Here is a 19,398-nt window from a genome sequence, read left to right on the forward strand (position 1 = left end):
CAGAGTCATTGCGGGCTCGGCGGCTCGCTGGCGTCCGGCTCGGGGGCCGGTTGCTGCGCCGGTACCTGGGGCACGGCTTCGGGTTGCGTGTCGGGCGAGGCCGCCGGAATCGGGGCCTGCCCGTCCGGCGCGGTCGGGGCCGGGCTGGAACGGTAATCGGCACGGCGCTTGAGCTGGAACTCGCGCACAGCGTTGTTATGCGACTCCAGGTCGTCGGAGAACACATGGCTGCCGTCGCCTCGGGCGACGAAGTAGAGGCTGTCGCCCGGTGTCGGGTTCAACGCTGCATGAATCGCTTCGCGGCCCACCATCGCAATCGGCGTGGGCGGCAAGCCCGGAATCAGATAGGTGTTGTACGGGTTTTCTTCCTTGAGGTGGGCACGGGTGAGCTTGCCGGTGTAGCGCTCGCCCAAGCCGTAGATGACCGTGGGATCGGTTTGCAGCAACATGCCCAGGCGCATGCGCCGTACGAATACGCCGGCGATCTGGCCGCGCTCCTGGGGCACCCCGGTTTCCTTCTCCACCAGCGACGCCATGATCAGCGCCTGATAGGGCTGGGTGTAAGGCACATCGGCGGCGCGCTGGGCCCATTCCTTGGCCAGTACGTCTTCCAAGCGGTCATAGGCTTTTGCCAACAGCTCGACATCCGATGTGCCGCGCACGAAGCGATAGGTGTCGGGGAAGAACCGCCCCTCGGGGAACACCCCGGGATGCCCGAGACGCTCCATGACCTGGCTGTCGCTCAGACCGGCAAGGGTCTGCTGCAGCTTGTCGGTCTTGGCCAGCGCTGCACGCACCTGGCGGAAATTCCAGCCTTCCACGAAGGTCACGCCGTACTGCACCACTTCGCCGCGCTTCCAGACACTGATCAGGCCTTCCATGGTCATGCCCGGCACCATCCGGTACTCACCGGAGTGCAACGGCTGGTCGGCCAGATTGAAGCGCCAGTAGATGCGCAGCCAGAAAGCGTCCCTGATCAGGCCGTCGGCCTCCAGGCGCTTGAGGGTCCCGGTCGGGGTGGTCCCGTTGGGTACGTCCAGCATTTCTTCCTGGGTGATGTTCAGCGGCTGTTGCAGCGCCGAATGAATCTTCCAGGCAGAAACGCCCATCAGCAGCCCTGCCAGAACCAGTCCGGTCTCCAGCAGCAGCAAGAATTTACGTCTCACGAATCAGGCATCCAATAACGCGCGGGCAAGGGTCTGCAGTTTACGGGTGAGCGGCCCAACCGACCAGCGTGCCGAACCACATGCGCGCACGGGCCACACGCCATAGACGCTGTTGCAGACGAAGACTTCATCGGCCTGGTGCAGTTGTTCGAGGGGAATATCGGTGATGTCGGTGGCGATACCCAGGGACTCGGCTTGAAACAATAATTCCGCGCGCATCACCCCGGCCACGCCGCAGCGGCTCAGGTCCGCGGTGATCAATGCGCCATCGCGCACCAGGAACAGGTTGCTGAACACCCCTTCGATCACTCGCCCGGACGCATCCAGCATGAGGCCTTCGGTGTACTGTGCATCGGTCCATTCGGCCCGGGCCAGCACCTGCTCCAGGCGATTGAGGTGCTTGAGGCCTGCGAGCAAGGGCTGCTCGGACAAGCGTACGGTACAGGGAAACAGATGCACGCCTTGTTCGGCATGGGCGGCAGGATAAGCCGGCGGCGGGTTACCCTGCAGGATGCGTCGTACCGGGGCGGATGGGTCCGTCGCATAACCGCGCAGGCTGTCGCCGCGGGTCACGATCAACTTCAGCACGCCGTCACCCAGCCTTAGGGCGTAGGCCTCCAGCTCGATGCTCAGCGCCACCGGGTCAACCTTCAGCACCAGCCGCCGGCAGCCATTTTCCAGGCGTTGCAGGTGGCGCGCCAGCAGCAGCGGTCGGCCGCCGCGCACGGCGATGGTTTCAAACACCCCATCGCCATAAGCCAGGCCGCGATCTTTCAGCGACAGGACGTCGGCCGGCAGACCGTCGACCCAGCTCTCCATCAACCGGCGAACCGGCGGAACACCAGCGAGCCGTTGGTCCCACCGAAGCCGAAGGAGTTGGACAACACCACGTCGATGTCCATGCCGCGGGCCGTGTGCGGCACGAAGTCCAGGTCGCAGCCTTCGTCCGGCTCGTCCAGGTTGATGGTCGGCGGCGCCACCTGGCTGTTGATCGCCAGCACGCTGAAGATCGCTTCAACCGCCCCTGCCGCACCCAGCAGGTGACCGGTCATGGACTTGGTCGAACTGACCGCCAGCTTGTAGGCGTGATCGCCGAACACCGTCTTGATCGCCTGCGCCTCGGCCAGGTCGCCGGCCGGGGTCGAGGTGCCGTGGGCGTTGATGTACTGCACCTGGTCGCCATTGATCTTAGCGTCACGCAGGGCGTTGGCGATGCAGCGGGCCGCACCGGCGCCATCGGCGGGTGGCGAGGTCATGTGGTAGGCGTCGCCGCTGGTGCCAAAGCCGATCAATTCGGCATAGATGGTCGCGCCGCGCGCCTTGGCGTGCTCCAGTTCCTCAAGCACCAGTGCTCCAGCACCGTCGGACAACACGAAACCATCGCGGCCCTTGTCCCATGGCCGGCTCGCGCGGGTCGGCTCGTCGTTGCGGGTCGACAAGGCACGGGATGCGCCGAAGCCGCCCATGCCCAGGCCACAGGCCGCCATCTCGGCGCCGCCGGCAATCATCACATCGGCTTCGTCGTACATGATGTTGCGCGCGGCCATGCCGATGCAGTGAGTACCGGTGGTGCACGCCGTGGCGATGGCGTAGTTGGGTCCCTGTGCGCCGAGGTGGATCGACAGGAAACCGGAAATCATATTGATGATCGAGCCCGGCACGAAGAACGGAGAAATCCGTCGCGGCCCCGAATCGTGCAGCGTGCGGCTGGTTTCTTCGATATTGGTCAAGCCGCCAATACCCGAGCCCATGGCCACGCCGATGCGTTCACGGTTGGCGTCGGTGACCTCCAGGCCGGCGTTGCGCACTGCCTGGAAACCGGCTGCCAGGCCGTATTGAATGAACAGGTCAAGCTTGCGAGCTTCCTTGACCGACAGGTATTCCTCGACATTGAAACCCTTTACCGAGCCGCCAAAACGGGTGGAATAGGCAGAAAGGTCGGTGTGTTCGATCAGACCAATGCCACTGCGGCCAGCCAGAATGCCCTGCCAACTGCCCGGCACATCCGTGCCCAGTGGGGACAACATACCCATACCGGTGACTACGACGCGTCTACGCGACACAGCACTCTCCTTTTTCTAATGACGACTTTGCATCAGGCCTAAAGAAAAAACCGCACGCCGTTATGGCAGTGCGGTTTTTCCATGACAGCGAGCAACGACTAAAAACGATTACGCCTGGTGGCTGGTAACGTAGTCGATAGCAGCTTGTACAGTAGTGATCTTCTCAGCTTCTTCGTCAGGAATCTCGGTCTCGAATTCCTCTTCCAGAGCCATCACCAGCTCAACGGTGTCAAGGGAGTCGGCACCCAGGTCTTCAACGAAGGAAGCGGTGTTCACAACTTCTTCTTCTTTAACGCCCAGTTGCTCGGCAACGATTTTCTTGACGCGCTCTTCGATGGTGCTCATACCTTGTTTTCACTCCTAATGGACAAATTCAGGCAGCTGGCCAGTGGGTAAGTGTATAGAAGAACTTTTCGGTTTTTCAACCGAAAGCTTCACTCCTCAAACCCTGTGGCCCGCTGTCTATAAATTGATTGCAGCTTTATAACGGATTTTAGACAGCTCGTATGACATTTTTTTGAAGCAATCCGTCACATTTAACTCATGTACATCCCGCCGTTCACCGGGATTGTAGCCCCGGTCACGTATGCCGCACCGTCCGACGCAAGAAAAGCGACCACGGACGCGATTTCTTGAGCTTGCCCCAGACGACCCAGCGGAATCTGCGTCTGCAGGGCTTCACGTTGCGCTTGCGGCAGTTCGCGGGTCATGTCGGTGTCGATGAAACCCGGAGTCACCGAGTTTACCGTAATCGACCGCGAACCCACTTCACGCGCCAGTGCACGGCTGAAGCCTTCCAGGCCGGCTTTCGCCGCAGCATAGTTTACTTGGCCTGCGTTGCCCATGGCACCCACAACCGAACCGATACTGATAATTCGGCCCCAACGAGCCTTGGTCATGCCACGCAACACGCCCTTGGACAGCCGGTACAGACTGTTCAGGTTGGTATCGACAACGTCGAACCATTCGTCATCTTTCATGCGCATCATCAGGTTATCGCGGGTGATGCCGGCATTATTGACCAGGATCGCCGGTGCACCGAACTGCTCCTGAATGCTGGCCAGCACGGCCGCAACGGATTCGTCACTGGTGACGTTCAGCTCAAGGCCGGTACCTTGGATGTCATGTTCCTTCAGGGTCGCGGCGATGCGCTCGGCGCCCGCGGCGGAGGTCGCGGTGCCCACGACGATGGCGCCTTGGCGACCCAGTTCCAGGGCGATGGCCTGGCCGATGCCACGGCTTGCACCGGTCACCAGTGCAACTTTACCTTGCAGACTCATGCAAGCTTCTCCTGTTCAGGCCTGCGCTGCGCGGGCGGCAGCGAAAGCGTCTGGGGTGTTGAGGTTGGAAGTCGACACGCCTTCGGCGCAGCGTTTATTCAGGCCAGCAAGCACTTTGCCAGGGCCGCATTCAACCAGTTCAGTGGCGCCCTTGGCGGCCAGGGTCTGTACCGACTCGACCCAGCGAACCGGCTTGTAGAGCTGTTCCAGCAGGTCACGCTTGAGCGTCTCGAGGTCCGCCGCCACGCCGGCGCTGACGTTCTGCACCACGGGAATCTGCGGCGCCTGCCAATCGATGGCCGCGATAGACTCGGCAAAGCGCTCGGCGGCCGGACGCATCAGCTCGCAATGCGATGGCACGCTGACCGGCAACGGCATGGCGCGCTTGGCACCACGGGCCTTGCAACCTTCGATGGCGCGCTCGACTGCCGCCTTTGCACCGGCGATCACCACCTGGCCCGGCGAGTTGAAGTTCACCGCGCTGACCACATCACCTTGCGCCGCTTCGGCACAGGCAGCCAGCACATCGGCATCTTCCAGGCCCAGGATCGCGGCCATGCCGCCCTGTCCGGCCGGAACGGCCTCCTGCATCAGTTGACCACGACGCTCCACCAGCTTGACGGCCTCGCCAAGGCTCAGGCTGCCGGCGGCTACCAAGGCGCTGTATTCGCCCAGGCTGTGACCCGCGACGAATGCCGGGCGCGCACCGCCTTCAGCCAGCCACAGGCGCCAAAGCGCGATCGAGGCGGTAAGGATGGCCGGCTGGGTCTTATCGGTTTGATTGAGCTGTTCTTCCGGTCCCTGCTGGGTCAGCGCCCACAGGTCATAGCCAAGGGAATCGGAAGCTTCTTTGAATGTTTCAAGGATCAGCGGGTATTGCGCGCCCAACTCGGCCAGCATGCCGAGGGACTGCGAACCTTGTCCTGGAAAGACGAATGCGAGGGAAGCAGACATGAAAACAAAGCCCCTAATGATCTTGTCGTCAGAAAGTGACGCCCCTGGAGGCGCTAGGAAACTGACAGTTGGATGGCCGGTTGAACCAGCCGGTCACATTTAAGCATTGTCGGAAGAAAACGCCTAAGTTAACAAATCTTCGAGGCGACCATGCAGGCGCTCGGGAAGGTTCTCCTGGATCTCGATCACCGCGCGATTGATCGCACTCTGAAACCCCTGCACGCCCGCCGAGCCGTGGCTCTTGATCACAATGCCCTGCAATCCGAGAAAGCTGGCGCCGTTATGCCGAGCCGGCGCCAGGTCGGCCTGCAACCGGCGCATCAGGGGCAACGCCAGGGCGCCCACCACGCGCGAGGCCAGGCTTTGCCTGAACAGTGCTTCGATGCGCTCGCTGATCATCGTTGCCAGGCCTTCGCTGGATTTAAGCAGGATGTTGCCGACAAAGCCGTCACAAACCACCACGTCCGCCTCGCCGCGGTACACGCCATCGCCTTCGACGAAACCGATGTAGTTGATGCCCCGGGCGTTTTGCAGCAGGGTGGCCGCCAGCTTGACCTGCTGGTTGCCCTTGATGTCTTCGGTGCCAATGTTCAGCAGCGCCACCCGTGGGCGCGCGATGCCCAGGGTCTGCGCCGCGACCGAGCCCATCACGGCAAACTGCAGCAGATGCTCGGCACTGCAATCGACGTTGGCACCCAAGTCGAGCAGTTGACAGAAACCGCGCTGGGTCGGGATCGCCGCCACCATCGCCGGCCGGTCGATACCAGGAAGGGTCTTGAGCACATAACGTGACAGCGCCATCAGTGCACCGGTATTTCCTGCACTGACACAGGCCTGAACCTTGCCATCGCGCAGCAGCTCAAGGGCCACCCGCATCGAGGCGTCGGGCTTGCCGCGCAAGGCTTGCGCCGGCTTTTCGTCCATGGTGATGACTTCGGACGCCGGGGTAATCGTCAGGCGCGCGCGATCGACAGCCGATTGGCCGTTGAGCATGTCTTCCAGGAGGGAGGGTTGACCGACGAGGGTCAGGTGCAGCGAGGGCGTAGCATTCAGACAAGCAAGGCTGGCCTGAACAATGCTGCGGGGACCGAAGTCCCCGCCCATTGCGTCAATCGCGATGACTTGAGCGGACAAGGATTACTCGTCAGCGCCCTTGTCGATCACTTTACGACCACGGTATACGCCTTCTGGCGATACGTGGTGACGCAGGTGAACTTCACCGGTGGTTTTTTCTACAGACAGGGTGCTAGCCTCGAGAGCGTCGTGCGAACGGCGCATGTCACGGGCAGAGCGGGATTTTTTGTTCTGCTGAACAGCCATAATTGATTAACTCCTAAACGTTTGGGTCACGCTTTAACTGCGCCAATACACTGAACGGGTTGGACCGCGTTACCTCGTCCTCGCTCGGTTCGGGCTCATCTGCTCCCGCCGGCTGCTGGCATTCTTCCGGATGATGAGCAGGCACAATGGGCAAGGCGAGCAGAAGCTCCTCCTCGATCAGTGACTGCAGATCCAATGGATCTTCGCCCAGTTCCAGCACGTCATAACCTTTCGGCAACGACTGGGTATTCGCACCCTCCTTCACCACGGCGTAACTGCATTCGCTGTGGATCGGCAGGGTGACCAGCTCAAGACAACGCTGGCAAACCATTTTGACTTCAGTGTCGATAAAGCTGTGGATCACCACAGATTTACGTTCATCTCGTTCAAAAACGAATTTAGCCTGGACCGTCCCGACGTCGTCGGAAAGCGGGTCGCAGAGTCTCTTCAAATCGGCCAGCAGCAGTTCACCCTGGAGGGTGGTGCCACGGTCAGCCAATTTGCGCGGGTCAACGTGAGGTGGAATCGGGTCATTCAACATAGGCGCAGCATTATAGGGATACACCCTGCCATGTCAAAGGAAATTCAGCCCTGTCCGCCACTTGCACGCCTCGCTAGAATGCCCCCCTGCCTCTTGGAGATGCCCATGCTGCCTTTATTACTTGCCTCCAGCTCAGTCTATCGCAGGGAATTGCTGGCCCGCCTCGGACTGCCATTCGTCTGCAGCTCGCCAGACATCGACGAAAGCCACCGCCCTGGCGAGCCCGCCGAGGAGCTGGTCAAGCGCCTGGCCAGGGAAAAAGCCCTGGCACTGGCCGGCAGCTATCCGGCGCACCTGATCATCGGCTCAGACCAGGTGGCAGTGCTCGGCGAACGCATTCTCGGCAAACCGCACACCTTCGAAAACGCCCGCGAACAACTGCTCGCCGCCAGCGGCACCCGGGTCACCTTCCTGACGGGACTAGCGCTGCTCAACAGCCAGACCGGAGCCTGCCAAGCCGATTGTGTTCCGTTCACCGTCAATATGCGCACGCTGGACGCGGCGCGCGTCGAACGCTACCTGCGGATCGAACAACCTTATGATTGCGCCGGCAGCTTCAAGGCGGAAGGGCTTGGCGTCAGCCTGTTCCAGAGCACCGAAGGCCCTGATGCCACCAGCCTGGTCGGCCTGCCGCTGATTCGCCTGGTGGACATGCTGCTGGCCGAGGGTGTGCAAATCCCCTGATTCATCAGCCCCCGGCAGACACTGAACCTGTGGCGAGGGGGTTTATCCCCTCACCCCATGAGACAGCGCACGCCAATCAGCGCAGCGTCGGCCCTTGAAAGCCCATCCACATCGCCAAGTGCTCGGCGACGCTGGCCCCCAGCTTTTTCGAGAAGCGGTCGAACGGCGACTCTTCGACAGTGAAGTCCACCAGGTCTTTCTGACCGATGACATCACGTGCTACCGAGCTGGCACTGCCCAGGCCATCGATCAGGCCCAGTGGCAGCGCTTGCTCCCCCGACCAGACCAGCCCGGAGAACAGTTCGGGATGCTCCTTGTCCTTCAGGCGCTCGCCCCGGCCTTTCTTGACGCTGGCGATGAATTGCTTGTGAGTGGTGTCGAGCACGCCCTGCCAGAAAGCGGTTTCTTCCGGCTTTTGCGGCTGAAACGGGTCAAGGAACGATTTATGCTCGCCGGAGGTGTACACCCGACGCTCCACGCCCAGCTTTTCCATGGTCCCGACAAAGCCATAGCCGGCCGCCGTCACACCAATGGAGCCCACCAGACTGGCCTTGTCGGCGTAGATCTGGTCCGCCGCACTGGCGATGTAGTAGGCGCCGGATGCCCCGAGATCGGAAATGACCGCGTACACCTTGATATCCGGGTGCAACCCGCGCAACCGCACGATCTCGTCATAAACGTAGCCCGACTGCACCGGGCTGCCGCCAGGGCTGTTGATGCGCAGCACCACGCCCTTGACCTTCGGATCCTCGAACGCGGCTCGCAGACTGCCGACGATATTGTCCGCGCTGGCGGGCTCCTTGTCGGCGATCATGCCTTCGATGTCGATCAGCGCGGTATAGGCCGAGCCGCTGACAGCGCTTTTCTCCATGTCCATCAGCGGCGTGAACAGCGCCAATGCCACAAAGAGATAGGTAAACGTCAGTAACTTGAAGAAAATGCCCCAGCGACGGGAGCGACGCTGTTCCTGCACGCTGGCCAACAGGGTCTTTTCCAACAGCTTCCAGCTTTTGTCATCCCCGCCCTCGACGCTCGTCTTGGCAGGTGCCTTCCATTCATCGGTCATGCGTGGATCCCCAGCAAACTTTAATGGGCCCGCCGGCTCAGCCAGGCGTGCAACTCAGGAAAATGATCAATGGCCAACCGTGGTTCGAATGCCCTCAGCGCCTCGATCGACTGAGCCCCGTAGCTGACCGCCACCGAGCCCATGCCGGCATTGCGCGCCATTTGCAGGTCGAACGACGAGTCGCCCACCATCAGCGCTTGCTCCGGGCGCATGTTGCAATGCGCCAGGATCTGCTCAAGCATCAGAGGGTGCGGCTTGCTGGCAGTTTCATCGGCGGCGCGGGTGATATCGAAATAATCGTCCCAGCCATGGGACTTGAGCACCCGGTCCAGCCCGCGACGAGCCTTGCCGGTCGCCACGGCCAGGCGATAACCTTCGGCGCGCAGGGCATGCAGGGTATCCGCCACGCCATCGAACAACGGCGAAGGCTCGGCCTCCAGCGCTATATAGTGGTCGGCATAGTGCTGACGAAAAACCGGCAACGCAGCGTCGTCGATCTCCGGATAAAGGCTGCGGATGGCTTCCGGCAATCCCAGACCGATGATGCCCTTGACGGCACTGTCGTCGCACCGCACGAACCCCATGCGATCCGAGGCGGCATGCATCGCCTCCACGATCCGATCGATGGAGTTCGCCAGCGTGCCATCCCAATCGAAGATCAGTAGCTTGTAATCAGGATGCACTCAACCGCTCCACGGTTTTGGCCCACATCTCATCCACAGGGGCCTGCAATTTCAGCTCACTGCCATCGGGCAACGGCACAGTGAGCATGTAGGCGTGAAGGAACAGGCGCTTGCCGCCCAGTTCGCGGATTTCCTTGGTGAAATCCTCATCTCCGTACTTGCTGTCACCGGCGATGCTATGCCCGGCATGGAGGGTGTGGACACGAATCTGGTGGGTGCGACCGGTCACTGGCTTGGCCTCGACCATCGTGGCGAAGTCACCGAAGCGGCGCAGCACCTTGAACACGGTCAAGGCCTCCTTACCCTCTTCATTGACCTCGACCATGCGTTCGCCGGACCGCAGGTTGCTCTTGAGCAACGGTGCACGCACTTGCTTGACGGACGTCTCCCAACGCCCGCGCACCAGGGCCATGTAGCGTTTATCGACGCCATCGCCGCGCAGTTGCTCGTGCAAATGCCGCAACATGCTGCGTTTCTTGGCGATCATCAGCAGACCGGAGGTGTCGCGGTCGAGGCGATGGACCAGCTCCAACTCCTTGGCATCCGGACGCAACTGACGAAAGGCTTCGATCACACCGAAGTTCAGCCCACTGCCACCGTGAACCGCAATGCCCGCGGGCTTGTTGATCACGATCAGGGCCTTGTCTTCATGGACAATCGAGGCTTCGAGGCGCTGCAAGAGGCCTTGGGCCAGGGGCACCGGCTCATCGCGCTCGGGCACCCGGACGGGCGGCACGCGCACGACATCACCGGCCTGGAGCTTGTATTCGGGCTTGATCCGTCCCTTGTTCACCCGCACTTCGCCTTTACGCAAAATGCGGTAGATCAAGGTCTTGGGCACGCCTTTGAGCCGGGCCAGCAGGAAATTATCGATTCGTTGGCCGGCATATTCCGGCGAGACCTCAAGCAGTTGAACGCCAGGGGTCGAGGGGGCAGTCGTTGTCATGGCGGCGATCATAACAATTTTTTATGGAATTGAAGCACTTAATCATTGCTGCTATAGTCGCGAACGCCGCCAAAAGTGGCTGGACAGCGGACTAACGGTCAAAAACCGGCCCTGACCAACGCAATTCACGAGGACGAGAGGCCGTCCTACGGGGCTTTCGCTACGAACGGTAGAGTTTGCAGGTGTAACGAGCGCAGGTGACATGAGGCCTGAAATACGCCGCAAAGCAGAGTTCTGACTCGCCTTGCGCGCCACATTCACGGCCAGTTCACAAAGTGCAGTCAGCTACGAACGACCCCGAGCGAGAGCTTCGGAAACAACGCCTAAATTAGCCATGATGCGTGACCTCCCCTTTCGGAGCTCACGGTAAATGCCAACCCGCTGCGGATTCTGCGCGCGGCAGCACCCGAATTATCAGGGATACGTGTAGGGTGGAGATGTACAACCGTCGGACTGTGTAGCACTAGGCTTATATTTAGACGCTTCATCTCGTCCACAGGCGTCGGTTGATTCCTCCTCCTGACTGAGTGCTTGAGTACCAGCAAGCAGGACGCGTCCGTCGCGACTTCGCCATCATTGGGTCGAACTCGCTGGACACTGGGGTGGCACTGCCACTTCCAGGACGCACCTGACACCGACCGTGAGAAGTCGTGTGTGCCGAACGCCGTTTCCGGCAGCCCGGAAACCGACGGTACTACATGAAAAGAATGCTGATTAACGCAACTCAACCCGAAGAGTTGCGTGTTGCACTGGTAGACGGCCAGCGCCTCTACGACCTGGATATCGAATCCGGTGCACGCGAGCAGAAGAAGGCCAACATCTATAAAGGCCGGATCACTCGCATCGAACCAAGCCTTGAGGCTGCCTTTGTCGATTTCGGCTCCGAGCGCCACGGCTTCCTGCCCCTCAAAGAAATCTCCCGCGAATACTTCAAGAAGGCCCCTGAAGGCCGCGTCAACATCAAGGACGTCCTGAGCGAAGGCCAGGAAGTCATCGTCCAGGTCGAGAAAGAAGAGCGTGGCAACAAGGGCGCCGCCCTGACCACCTTCATCAGCCTGGCCGGCCGTTACCTGGTCCTGATGCCGAACAACCCGCGCGCCGGCGGCATCTCGCGTCGCATCGAAGGCGAAGAGCGCAACGAACTGCGTGAAGCCCTCAACGGCCTGGTCGCCCCCGCCGACATGGGCCTGATCGTGCGCACTGCCGGCCTGGGCCGCAGCAGCGAAGAGATGCAGTGGGACCTCGACTACCTGCTGCAACTGTGGACCGCCATCAAAGAAGCCTCGCTGGATCGCTCCGCGCCGTTCCTGATCTACCAGGAAAGCAACGTGATCATCCGCGCCATCCGCGATTACCTGCGCCAGGACATCGGCGAAGTGCTGATCGACAGCGTCGAAGCCCAGGACGAAGCCCTGACCTTCATTCGCCAGGTGATGCCGCAGTACGCCAGCAAGATCAAGCTCTACGAAGACAGCGTACCGCTGTTCAACCGTTTCCAGATCGAAAGCCAGATCGAGACCGCCTTCCAGCGCGTCGTCGAACTGCCGTCCGGCGGCTCCATCGTCATCGACCCGACCGAAGCCCTGGTGTCCATCGACATCAACTCGGCCCGCGCCACCAAGGGCAGCGACATCGAAGAAACCGCCCTGCAGACCAACCTTGAAGCGGCCGAGGAAATCGCCCGTCAATTGCGCCTGCGCGACATCGGCGGCCTGATCGTCATCGACTTCATCGACATGACCCCGGCCAAGAACCAACGCGCCGTGGAAGAAAAAGTCCGTGAGTGCCTGGAAGCCGACCGCGCCCGCGTCCAGGTCGGTCGCATCTCGCGCTTCGGCCTGCTGGAAATGTCTCGTCAGCGCCTGCGTCCATCCCTGGGCGAAAGCAGCGGCATCGTCTGCCCACGCTGCAATGGCACCGGCATCATCCGTGACGTCGAGTCGCTGTCCCTGGCAATCCTGCGCCTGATCGAAGAAGAAGCCCTGAAGGACCGCACCGCCGAAGTGCGTGCCCAGGTGCCGATCCCGGTGGCCGCGTTCCTGCTCAACGAAAAACGCAACTCGATCACCAAGATCGAACTGCGCACCCGCGCCCGTATCGTCATCCTGCCGAACGATCACCTCGAGACGCCGCACTTCGAAGTGCAGCGCCTGCGCGATGACAGCCCGGAAGCCCACACCAACCAGTCCAGCTACGAAATCGCCGCTGCCGCTGCCGAAGTGGAAGACGTCCAGCCGGCCGCCGCCACCCGCACCCTGGTTCGCCAGGAAGCCGCGGTCAAGACTGCACCGGCTCGCGCCAACGCTCCGGTGCCGACCGAAGTGGTTGCCCCGGTTGCCGCACCGGCCGCCGCGCCGGAGCCAAGCCTGTTCAAAGGCCTGGTGAAGTCGCTGGTCAGCCTGTTCGCCACCAAGGAAGAGCCCGCCGCACCGGCCGTCGTTGCCAAGCCCGCCGCACCTGAGCGCCCTGCCCGCAACGAGGAACGCCGCAACGGTCGCCAGCAGACCCGCAACCGCAACGGTCGTCGCGACGAAGAGCGCAAGCCGCGTGAAGAACGTGCCCCTCGTGAGGAACGCGCCCCACGCGAAGAGCGTGCACCGCGTGAGGAGCGCGCCCCACGTGAAGAGCGCCAGCCGCGCGAACTGCGTGAGGACGCACCCGCCGTAGCCCGCGAAGAACGCGCACCGCGTCCGCCGCGTGAAGAGCGCCAGCCGCGCGCACCTCGTGAAGACCGCAAGCCACGTGGCGAGCGTGAAGAACGCGTGCGCGAGCTGCGTGAGCCCCTGGATGCCGCCCCGGCTGCCGCTACCCCGACTGAAGAGCGTCCGGCCCGCCAGCCTCGCGAAGAGCGCGCACCGCGTCCTCCACGCGAAGAGCGTCAGCCACGTGCCGAGCAGGCCGCCGCCGCGGCCAGCGAAGAAGAAGTGCTGAACGCCGAAGAGCAACTGCAGGAAGATGGCCAGGACACCGCCGAAGGCGATCGTCCACGCCGCCGTTCCCGTGGCCAGCGTCGTCGCAGCAACCGTCGTGAGCGTCAGCGCGACGCCAACGGCAACGTGATCGAAGGTTCGGAAGAGTCCGAATCCACCGAGAACGCCCCGGCCCCAAGCGCTGCCGACCTGGCTGCCGGCCTGGCCGTGACCGCGGCCGTTGCCAGCAGCGCCATCAGTGCCAACGCCGAAGCCGAGGCTCACCAGCAGGCCGAACGCGCCACCGCTGCCGTGGAAAGCGCCTCGGTTGCTGAAGCGCCCGTGGTTGAAGCCACCACGCCGGTAGAAGCAGTCGCTGCACCGGAAGTGGAAGTCGCCCCGGCGGTTGAATCCCAACCAGAAACGCCAGTCGCCGCCGAGCCTGCACCGGTCGTCGAGCAGCCTGCGGTTGCCGCTGAACCGGTCGTTGAAGCCCCCGCTGTCGAACAAGCAGCGGAGCCGGTGCGCGAAGAGCAAACCGCCTTCAACTGGAACGCCGAGCCAGCCGCACCGGCGCCGGTGGTCGAGCCAGAACCGACGCCAGAGCCAGTGAAGGCGATCGAGCCTGCCGTGGTCGAGGCAGCGCCAGTGGTCGAAGCACCCGTGGTCGCCCCGGCGCCCGCCCCCGTGCAAGAGCCGGCACCTGCCAGCGCCTTGACTGAAAACGGCCGTGCACCGAACGATCCACGTGAAGTGCGTCGCCGCAAGCGTGAAGCCGAGCGTCTGCAGAAGGAAGCCGAACAAGCTGCCGCTGCCGCTGCTCAAGCGCCTGCCGCCGAGCCTGCGCCGGTCGTGGAAGCCGTCGAGGCACCAGCCCCGGCCGCTGAAACCGTCGCTGAATCGGCCCCGGCTGAATCGACTCCAGTGATCGACGAAGCGCCTCACAGCGCTGAAGAAGTCGCCCCGCGTCACACTGAAGCCCTGGAAAAAGAGCACGAGCCTAAACCTCACGCTTGATTCCAGCGCCCAGTAAAAAGCCCCGCCCGGTCATGCCCGGCGGGGCTTTTTTATGCCTTGTCGCGCCCCAATCAGACGCTGCCGGATTTGAACAGCCGATGGGTCAGCGTGCAGGGTGGTTGGCTGTAACGCCGCCTTCGCGAGCAAGCTCGCTCCTACCTTGGATCTTAGGAAGCATAAAATCTGCGTTCGGCACAAAGGCCCTTGTGGATTGATGTATGTCGACTGTTACTTGAAAACCAGCGCTTCGGGTACGTCGATATCCCAGGTCACGCCCGGATCATCCACCGGCACTTCAACCACTCGCGCCCCGGCAAACAAGGCCTTGGCGCCACGGTCTCCGGTCAATGCCATCAGCTTTGAAGCGAACGCCCGGCCGAACCCTACCGGGTGTCCATACCCTCCTGCAAAAACCGGCACGCTGATGCCATCCTCGCGGATCCCGGCCGCCACCTGTTCGATACTCGCTGGCAGGATGAACGGCATGTCCCCCAGCACCATCAGCCACCCGCCAAGGTCCGGGCAGGCCTGGACACCGGCGGCAATGCTGTCACCGAGGCCGGGGAATCCAGTTCCACGCAATCGCACCCGTAGGCCTGGGCCATGCGCACGGTCTGGTGACGGTCTTCGCGGGTCACCAGCACGCGCGTGTCCAGATGGGCCGGCAGATTCACCAGCACCTGCTCGATCACCGAGCGCATGCCGCCGTCCCGCCCTGTACAGTCAGCCAGCAGCTTGTCCTTGTCCGGGCCCGCCACCTGGCGGAACCGACTGCCCGCCCCGGCGGCGAGAATGATCACCCCAATGGACTCCTGCATACGCCCTCCTTGCCTGCGACCTACAGCGATTTTTTCTGACGCAGTTCGACGCCATTCTTGATCGCCACGATTTCAGCCAACAGCGACACGGCGATTTCCGCCGGGGTGTGGCTGCCGATGTGTAAGCCGATCGGCCCATGCAGCCGCTCGATGGCCTCCTCAGACAAGCCTAGCTGAGCCAGGTTATCCCGGCGCTTCTGACTGTTGACGCGCGACCCCAGGGCACCGACATAAAACGCCCTGGAATCCAGTGCCGTGAGCAAAGCCATGTCGTCCAGGCGCGGGTCATGAGTCAGGGCGACAATGGCCGTGCGCTCGTCGGTCCGGATATTCAACACGGCTTCGTCGGGCATCCCCGGGACGAAGCGTCCATGCTGCTCTTCCCAACCGTAGACGAATTCCTTGCGCGGGTCGCAGATCAGCACTTCAAAATCCAGCAAGCGGGCCATTTCCGCCACGTAGCGCGACAGTTGTCCGGCACCGATCAACAGCAGACGCCAGCGCGGACCATAAATGGCCCGCAGCACCTGGCCGTCGAAAACCAGCGCGTCAGTCTTATCGGCCGGCGTCAACGTCACCTGGCCGTCGGCGATATTCAACTGGCGGGCGACAATTTCGTGGGCATCGCAACGTCGCAGCAATTCGGCGACCCATTCAGGGTCGCCGACCCGTTCCTCGGTCAAGCGCAGGGTGCCTCCGCACGGCAGGCCAAAGCGCGCCGCTTCTTCACGCGTGACGCCATACGTGATCATCTGCACCGGCGGACCGTCCGCCGGTATGCGACCGTCGTGCAGCCGAGCGATCAAGTCATCTTCGACACAACCGCCCGACACCGAGCCGATCACCACGCCATCTTCGCGCAGGGCCAGCATCGCCCCCGGCGGCCTCGGCGCGGTGCCCCAGGTCTGGACCACCGTGAACAACACCACTCGCTGCCCGGCGCGGCGCCATTGGAGCACGCTGCGCAGGACATTCAGATCAACGCTGTCCATCAGGCACTGGCCTGCTGCCAACCCTGCAACTGATAACGCACGGGCAAGCTGCGAATGCGCTTGCCGGTAGCAGCAAAGAGCGCATTGCACAGCGCCGGCGCAATCGGCGGCACACCCGGTTCACCGACGCCACCCAGCGGCACCTCGCCTGGCGGTGTCACCAGGTGCACTGCCACCTCCTTGGGCGCCAGGGACATGCGCGCCACCTCGTACATGTGGAAGTTGTCCTGCTGGACCTTGCCGTCCTTGAAGCTGATCTCCCCCACCATCGCGTTCCCCAGGCCCATGACGCAGGCCCCTTCGAACTGCGAACGAATCCGCTCGGGGTTGATCTGCGGGCCGCAGTCCACCGCGATATCCGCCTTGTGCACGATCACCGTACCGTCGTCCTTGACCTCTACCTCGATCACCGCGGCGACATAGGTGACAAAGCTGTAGTGCACCGCCAGGCCAAGACCCCGACCCTTGGGCAGTTTGCGGCCCCAACCGGCGGCCTTCGCCGCGGTTTCCAGCACGGTGCGGATCCGCGCCGTGTCGATGGGATAACGGTCGGGCGATTCGCCGTAGTTCCACTCATCACTCACGGTGCGCGGGTCGATCTTGCGGTCCGGGCCGAGCAGCTTGAGCTGGTACTTCAGCGGATCCTGGCCCGCCTTGTGGGCCAGCTCGTCGATGAAACTCTGGATCGCGAACCCGTGGGGGATGTTCGACACCGAGCGGTACCAGCCCACCCGGGCGTAGGCCGTCGCCTCGGGATTTTCCATGCGCATGTTCGGCACGGCGTAGGCCATGTTGGTCACGCCCATGCCTATCTCGAACGGTGCTTCGTGGGTCATTCCCGGCGCGAACAACGCGGTGATGCTCGGCGCCACGGTGCGGTGCAGCCAGCCGGACGGCAGGCCGTCCTGGTTCAGGCCGGCCTTGAGGTACTCGGCCGATACGGTGTGGAAATACGAATGATGGATGTCGTCCTCGCGGGTCCATTGCACCCGGATCGCCTGGCCGGGAAACTCCTTGGCCAGCACCGCGGCCTCAACGACGAAATCCGGCTTGGACTTGCGGCCGAAACCGCCGCCCAGCAACGTGATGTTCACCGTGACCTTGTCGAACCCAATGCCCAGGCGCTCGGCGATGCGCTCGCGCGTCACCTGCGGGGCCTGGCTCGGCGCCCAGGCTTCGCACTGGCCGTCCTTGAAGCGAGCGACCGCGACCATCGGCTCCATCGGTGACTGGGACAGGTGCGGCAGGTAATACGCCGCTTCCAGGGTCGAGTCGGCCTTGGCCAGCGCGTCGTCGAGGTTGCCGCTGCTGCGCACGACCTTGCCGGGCTTGAGCGCCGCCGCTTCCAGCTCCTTGCGATAGGCAATGGAGTCATAGCCGGCGTTCGGCCCATCGTCCCACTCGATTTTCAGCGCTTCACGGCCCTTGATCGCCGCCCAAGTGTTCTTCGCCACCACCGCCACGCCGCCCAGGGGCTGGAATTCCGAGGGCAACGGGCGCCCTTCGATGGCCACCACCTTGACCACGCCGGGTACTTTCAGCGCCGCGCTGCTGTCCACGGTCCTGACCTTGCCGCCATAGACCGGCGGACGGGCCACGACGGCGTAGAGCATGCCCTCAAAATGCACATCGGCACCGAACACCGCGCGACCATTGACGATGTCCGCACCATCGATAGCCCGGCTCGCTTGTTTGCCGATGTAGCGAAACTCCGACGCCTGCTTGAGGCGCAAGCTGTCCCGGGCCGGCACCGGCAAGGCGCTGGCGGCAGCGGCCAGCGCGCCATAACCCAACTCCCGACCGGACGGCTGGTGCAACACTTTATGCAGTTGCGCCCGGCATTCAGTCACCGCAACGCCCCACTGCGCGGCAGCGGCCTGCTCCAGCATGGTTCGCGCGGCGGCTCCGCAGCGACGCATCGGCTCGTACCAATGCCGCATGCTGCGCGAGCCATCGGTGTCCTGGTTGCCGAAACGCGCTTCATCGGCCGGCGCCTGTTGCACCTTCACCAAGGCCCAGTCGGCGTCCAGTTCATCGGCCACCACCATGCTGAGGCTGGTGCGCACACCCTGGCCCATTTCCGAACGATTGCAGATCACCGTCACGCTGCCGTCGGCGGCAATGCTCACGTACACCTTCGGGTCGTCGATCACGCCATGGGGCATGCCTTCGGCACCGAACTTCTTGTCCTCGGCAAAGGCATCCGGCAAGCCCCAACTGGCGGCCAGCACAAGTACACCAGTGGCGCTCGCGCCCTTGAGGAAACCGCGACGGCTGAGATTGCTCAGCACAAAATCCTTGGGCAAGCGGCTCATGCCTTGGCCTCCTTCAGGTGGGTGGAGGCTTGGCGAATGGCGGTCTTGATCCGGTTGTAGGTGCCGCACCGGCAGATGTTGCCGACCATAGCCTCCTCGATCTGCTCATCGCTGGGGTTGGGGTTGCTCTTGAGCAAGGCCGTCGCGGACATGATCTGCCCACCCTGGCAGTAACCACACTGGGCCACGGCGGTATCGAGCCAGGCCTGCTGGACGACCTGCCCGACCGGGTCGGCGTGCAGCGCATCGATGGTGCTGATGGCCTGCCCCTGCACCGAGCCGATGGGGGTGATGCAACTGCGCGCCGGGGCGCCGTCGATGTGGATGGTGCACGCGCCGCACAGGCCCATGCCGCAGCCGAACTTGGTGCCGTTGTAGCCAGCGACATCGCGGATCGCCCAGAGCAGCGGCATGTCCTCGGTCACATCCAGTTGATGGTCTTTTCCATTGAGTTTCAGGGTAATCATGGGCACGCCCGCATAGTGGTCGGGTTATGGGGTCGAGCAATCTGCCGCGTGGGGAACGGTTCGGGTACCGCAGACTGGCTCAGGCTATTGGGCTCTCTTATGCACACGCACACAGGCGTCTGCACGGGGCCTTGCAGATGCAATGGTCGCATCGGTTGGAGGCTAAATTAACCCAGG

General features: G+C 62.8%; 17 protein-coding genes and 1 pseudogene. 2 read left to right on the plus strand and 16 right to left on the minus strand.

The window, feature by feature from the left end; genetic code table 11:
• Window positions 1-5: 5 nt before the first annotated feature.
• From mltG to KI241_RS19235, 9 genes are all read right to left on the minus strand, one after another.
• Entirely contained in the window at window positions 6-1,166 is a 1,161-nt protein-coding gene (gene mltG, locus KI241_RS19195) for an endolytic transglycosylase MltG (RefSeq protein WP_080922082.1), read from the minus strand.
• Between the two features lie 3 nt (window positions 1,167-1,169).
• Window positions 1,170-1,985 (minus strand): aminodeoxychorismate lyase, encoded by an 816-nt coding sequence (gene pabC / locus KI241_RS19200; RefSeq protein ID WP_212802883.1) that lies wholly within the window; start codon window positions 1,983-1,985, stop codon window positions 1,170-1,172.
• Window positions 1,985-3,229 (minus strand): beta-ketoacyl-ACP synthase II, encoded by a 1,245-nt coding sequence (gene fabF, locus KI241_RS19205; protein WP_047736424.1) that lies wholly within the window; start codon window positions 3,227-3,229, stop codon window positions 1,985-1,987. Before fabF ends, pabC begins: the two co-directional genes overlap by 1 nt.
• Before the next feature lie 108 nt (window positions 3,230-3,337).
• The gene (gene acpP, locus KI241_RS19210; protein ID WP_003175607.1) at window positions 3,338-3,574 is read right to left on the minus strand and encodes an acyl carrier protein; all 237 of its coding nucleotides are present in this window, start codon (window positions 3,572-3,574) and stop codon (window positions 3,338-3,340) included.
• Window positions 3,575-3,765: 191 nt separating this feature from the next.
• On the minus strand, window positions 3,766-4,509 hold the full coding sequence (fabG, locus tag KI241_RS19215; RefSeq protein WP_042728825.1) for a 3-oxoacyl-ACP reductase FabG: 744 nt from the start codon (window positions 4,507-4,509) through the stop codon (window positions 3,766-3,768).
• Between the two features lie 15 nt (window positions 4,510-4,524).
• Window positions 4,525-5,463 carry an ACP S-malonyltransferase gene (gene fabD / locus KI241_RS19220; RefSeq protein ID WP_042728824.1) on the minus strand — a complete coding sequence of 313 codons (939 nt, stop codon included), beginning with the start codon at window positions 5,461-5,463 and terminating at the stop codon, window positions 4,525-4,527.
• 123 nt (window positions 5,464-5,586) lie between these two features.
• Window positions 5,587-6,597, minus strand: a complete 1,011-nt coding sequence (gene plsX, locus KI241_RS19225; RefSeq protein ID WP_080922030.1) for a phosphate acyltransferase PlsX — start codon at window positions 6,595-6,597, stop codon at window positions 5,587-5,589.
• Window positions 6,598-6,600: 3 nt separating this feature from the next.
• Window positions 6,601-6,783, minus strand: a complete 183-nt coding sequence (gene rpmF / locus KI241_RS19230; protein ID WP_003179396.1) for a 50S ribosomal protein L32 — start codon at window positions 6,781-6,783, stop codon at window positions 6,601-6,603.
• 13 nt (window positions 6,784-6,796) lie between these two features.
• Window positions 6,797-7,324: a YceD family protein gene (locus KI241_RS19235; protein WP_003204262.1), complete on the minus strand. Its 528-nt coding sequence runs from the start codon at window positions 7,322-7,324 to the stop codon at window positions 6,797-6,799.
• A gap of 105 nt (window positions 7,325-7,429) precedes the next feature.
• Between KI241_RS19235 and KI241_RS19240 the strand changes: the two genes are divergently transcribed.
• Complete coding sequence (locus KI241_RS19240; protein ID WP_212802884.1) at window positions 7,430-8,008, plus strand: nucleoside triphosphate pyrophosphatase; 579 nt, start codon at window positions 7,430-7,432, stop codon at window positions 8,006-8,008.
• A 76-nt stretch (window positions 8,009-8,084) separates the two neighbouring features.
• On the opposite strand, the gene KI241_RS19245 is transcribed toward KI241_RS19240, so the two are convergent.
• From KI241_RS19245 to rluC, 3 genes are read right to left on the minus strand one after another with little or no spacing between them, the layout of a single operon-like run.
• The gene (locus KI241_RS19245) at window positions 8,085-9,074 is read right to left on the minus strand and encodes a S49 family peptidase (RefSeq protein WP_212802885.1); all 990 of its coding nucleotides are present in this window, start codon (window positions 9,072-9,074) and stop codon (window positions 8,085-8,087) included.
• A 20-nt stretch (window positions 9,075-9,094) separates the two neighbouring features.
• Window positions 9,095-9,757, minus strand: coding sequence for an HAD-IIIA family hydrolase (locus tag KI241_RS19250; protein WP_123578337.1), 663 nt, complete (start codon window positions 9,755-9,757; stop codon window positions 9,095-9,097).
• The gene (gene rluC, locus KI241_RS19255) at window positions 9,747-10,703 is read right to left on the minus strand and encodes a 23S rRNA pseudouridine(955/2504/2580) synthase RluC (RefSeq protein WP_042728826.1); all 957 of its coding nucleotides are present in this window, start codon (window positions 10,701-10,703) and stop codon (window positions 9,747-9,749) included. The genes KI241_RS19250 and rluC overlap by 11 nt, the downstream gene beginning before the upstream one ends.
• 698 nt (window positions 10,704-11,401) lie before the next feature.
• Here rluC and rne point away from each other — a divergent pair.
• On the plus strand, window positions 11,402-14,629 hold the full coding sequence (gene rne, locus KI241_RS19260; protein WP_212802886.1) for a ribonuclease E: 3,228 nt from the start codon (window positions 11,402-11,404) through the stop codon (window positions 14,627-14,629).
• Between the two features lie 228 nt (window positions 14,630-14,857).
• Here rne and KI241_RS19265 read toward each other — a convergent pair.
• The 4 genes and pseudogenes from KI241_RS19265 to KI241_RS19280 all read right to left on the minus strand — a co-directional run bounded on the left by KI241_RS19265 (window position 14,858) and on the right by KI241_RS19280 (window position 19,221).
• Window positions 14,858-15,447 (minus strand): annotated as a pseudogene (locus KI241_RS19265) (nucleotidyltransferase family protein).
• Window positions 15,448-15,467: 20 nt separating this feature from the next.
• Window positions 15,468-16,439 (minus strand): XdhC family protein, encoded by a 972-nt coding sequence (locus KI241_RS19270; protein ID WP_053146128.1) that lies wholly within the window; start codon window positions 16,437-16,439, stop codon window positions 15,468-15,470.
• A complete protein-coding gene (locus KI241_RS19275) occupies window positions 16,439-18,754 on the minus strand; it encodes a xanthine dehydrogenase family protein molybdopterin-binding subunit (RefSeq protein ID WP_212802887.1) in 2,316 nt (771 codons plus the stop codon). The genes KI241_RS19270 and KI241_RS19275 overlap by 1 nt, the downstream gene beginning before the upstream one ends.
• Window positions 18,751-19,221, minus strand: coding sequence for a (2Fe-2S)-binding protein (locus KI241_RS19280; protein ID WP_042728815.1), 471 nt, complete (start codon window positions 19,219-19,221; stop codon window positions 18,751-18,753). The genes KI241_RS19275 and KI241_RS19280 overlap by 4 nt, the downstream gene beginning before the upstream one ends.
• Window positions 19,222-19,398 lie beyond the last annotated feature (177 nt).

The organism is Pseudomonas sp. Cab53, from assembly GCF_018325965.1.
Lineage (GTDB): Bacteria > Pseudomonadota > Gammaproteobacteria > Pseudomonadales > Pseudomonadaceae > Aquipseudomonas > Aquipseudomonas chlororaphis_E.

Excerpts from the sequence above, each read along its gene's own strand:
- rne (WP_212802886.1), top strand. The coding sequence starts at position 11,402 with ATGAAAAGAATGCTGATTAACGCAACTCAACCCGAAGAGTTGCGTGTT.
- KI241_RS19245 (WP_212802885.1), bottom strand. The coding sequence starts at position 9,074 with ATGACCGATGAATGGAAGGCACCTGCCAAGACGAGCGTCGAGGGCGGG.
- pabC (WP_212802883.1), bottom strand. The coding sequence starts at position 1,985 with ATGGAGAGCTGGGTCGACGGTCTGCCGGCCGACGTCCTGTCGCTGAAA.
- KI241_RS19280 (WP_042728815.1), bottom strand. The coding sequence starts at position 19,221 with ATGATTACCCTGAAACTCAATGGAAAAGACCATCAACTGGATGTGACC.
- KI241_RS19240 (WP_212802884.1), top strand. The coding sequence starts at position 7,430 with ATGCTGCCTTTATTACTTGCCTCCAGCTCAGTCTATCGCAGGGAATTG.
- fabG (WP_042728825.1), bottom strand. The coding sequence starts at position 4,509 with ATGAGTCTGCAAGGTAAAGTTGCACTGGTGACCGGTGCAAGCCGTGGC.
- rluC (WP_042728826.1), bottom strand. The coding sequence starts at position 10,703 with ATGACAACGACTGCCCCCTCGACCCCTGGCGTTCAACTGCTTGAGGTC.
- fabD (WP_042728824.1), bottom strand. The coding sequence starts at position 5,463 with ATGTCTGCTTCCCTCGCATTCGTCTTTCCAGGACAAGGTTCGCAGTCC.
- KI241_RS19275 (WP_212802887.1), bottom strand. The coding sequence starts at position 18,754 with ATGAGCCGCTTGCCCAAGGATTTTGTGCTGAGCAATCTCAGCCGTCGC.
- acpP (WP_003175607.1), bottom strand. The coding sequence starts at position 3,574 with ATGAGCACCATCGAAGAGCGCGTCAAGAAAATCGTTGCCGAGCAACTG.
- KI241_RS19270 (WP_053146128.1), bottom strand. The coding sequence starts at position 16,439 with ATGGACAGCGTTGATCTGAATGTCCTGCGCAGCGTGCTCCAATGGCGC.
- rpmF (WP_003179396.1), bottom strand. The coding sequence starts at position 6,783 with ATGGCTGTTCAGCAGAACAAAAAATCCCGCTCTGCCCGTGACATGCGC.
- KI241_RS19235 (WP_003204262.1), bottom strand. The coding sequence starts at position 7,324 with ATGTTGAATGACCCGATTCCACCTCACGTTGACCCGCGCAAATTGGCT.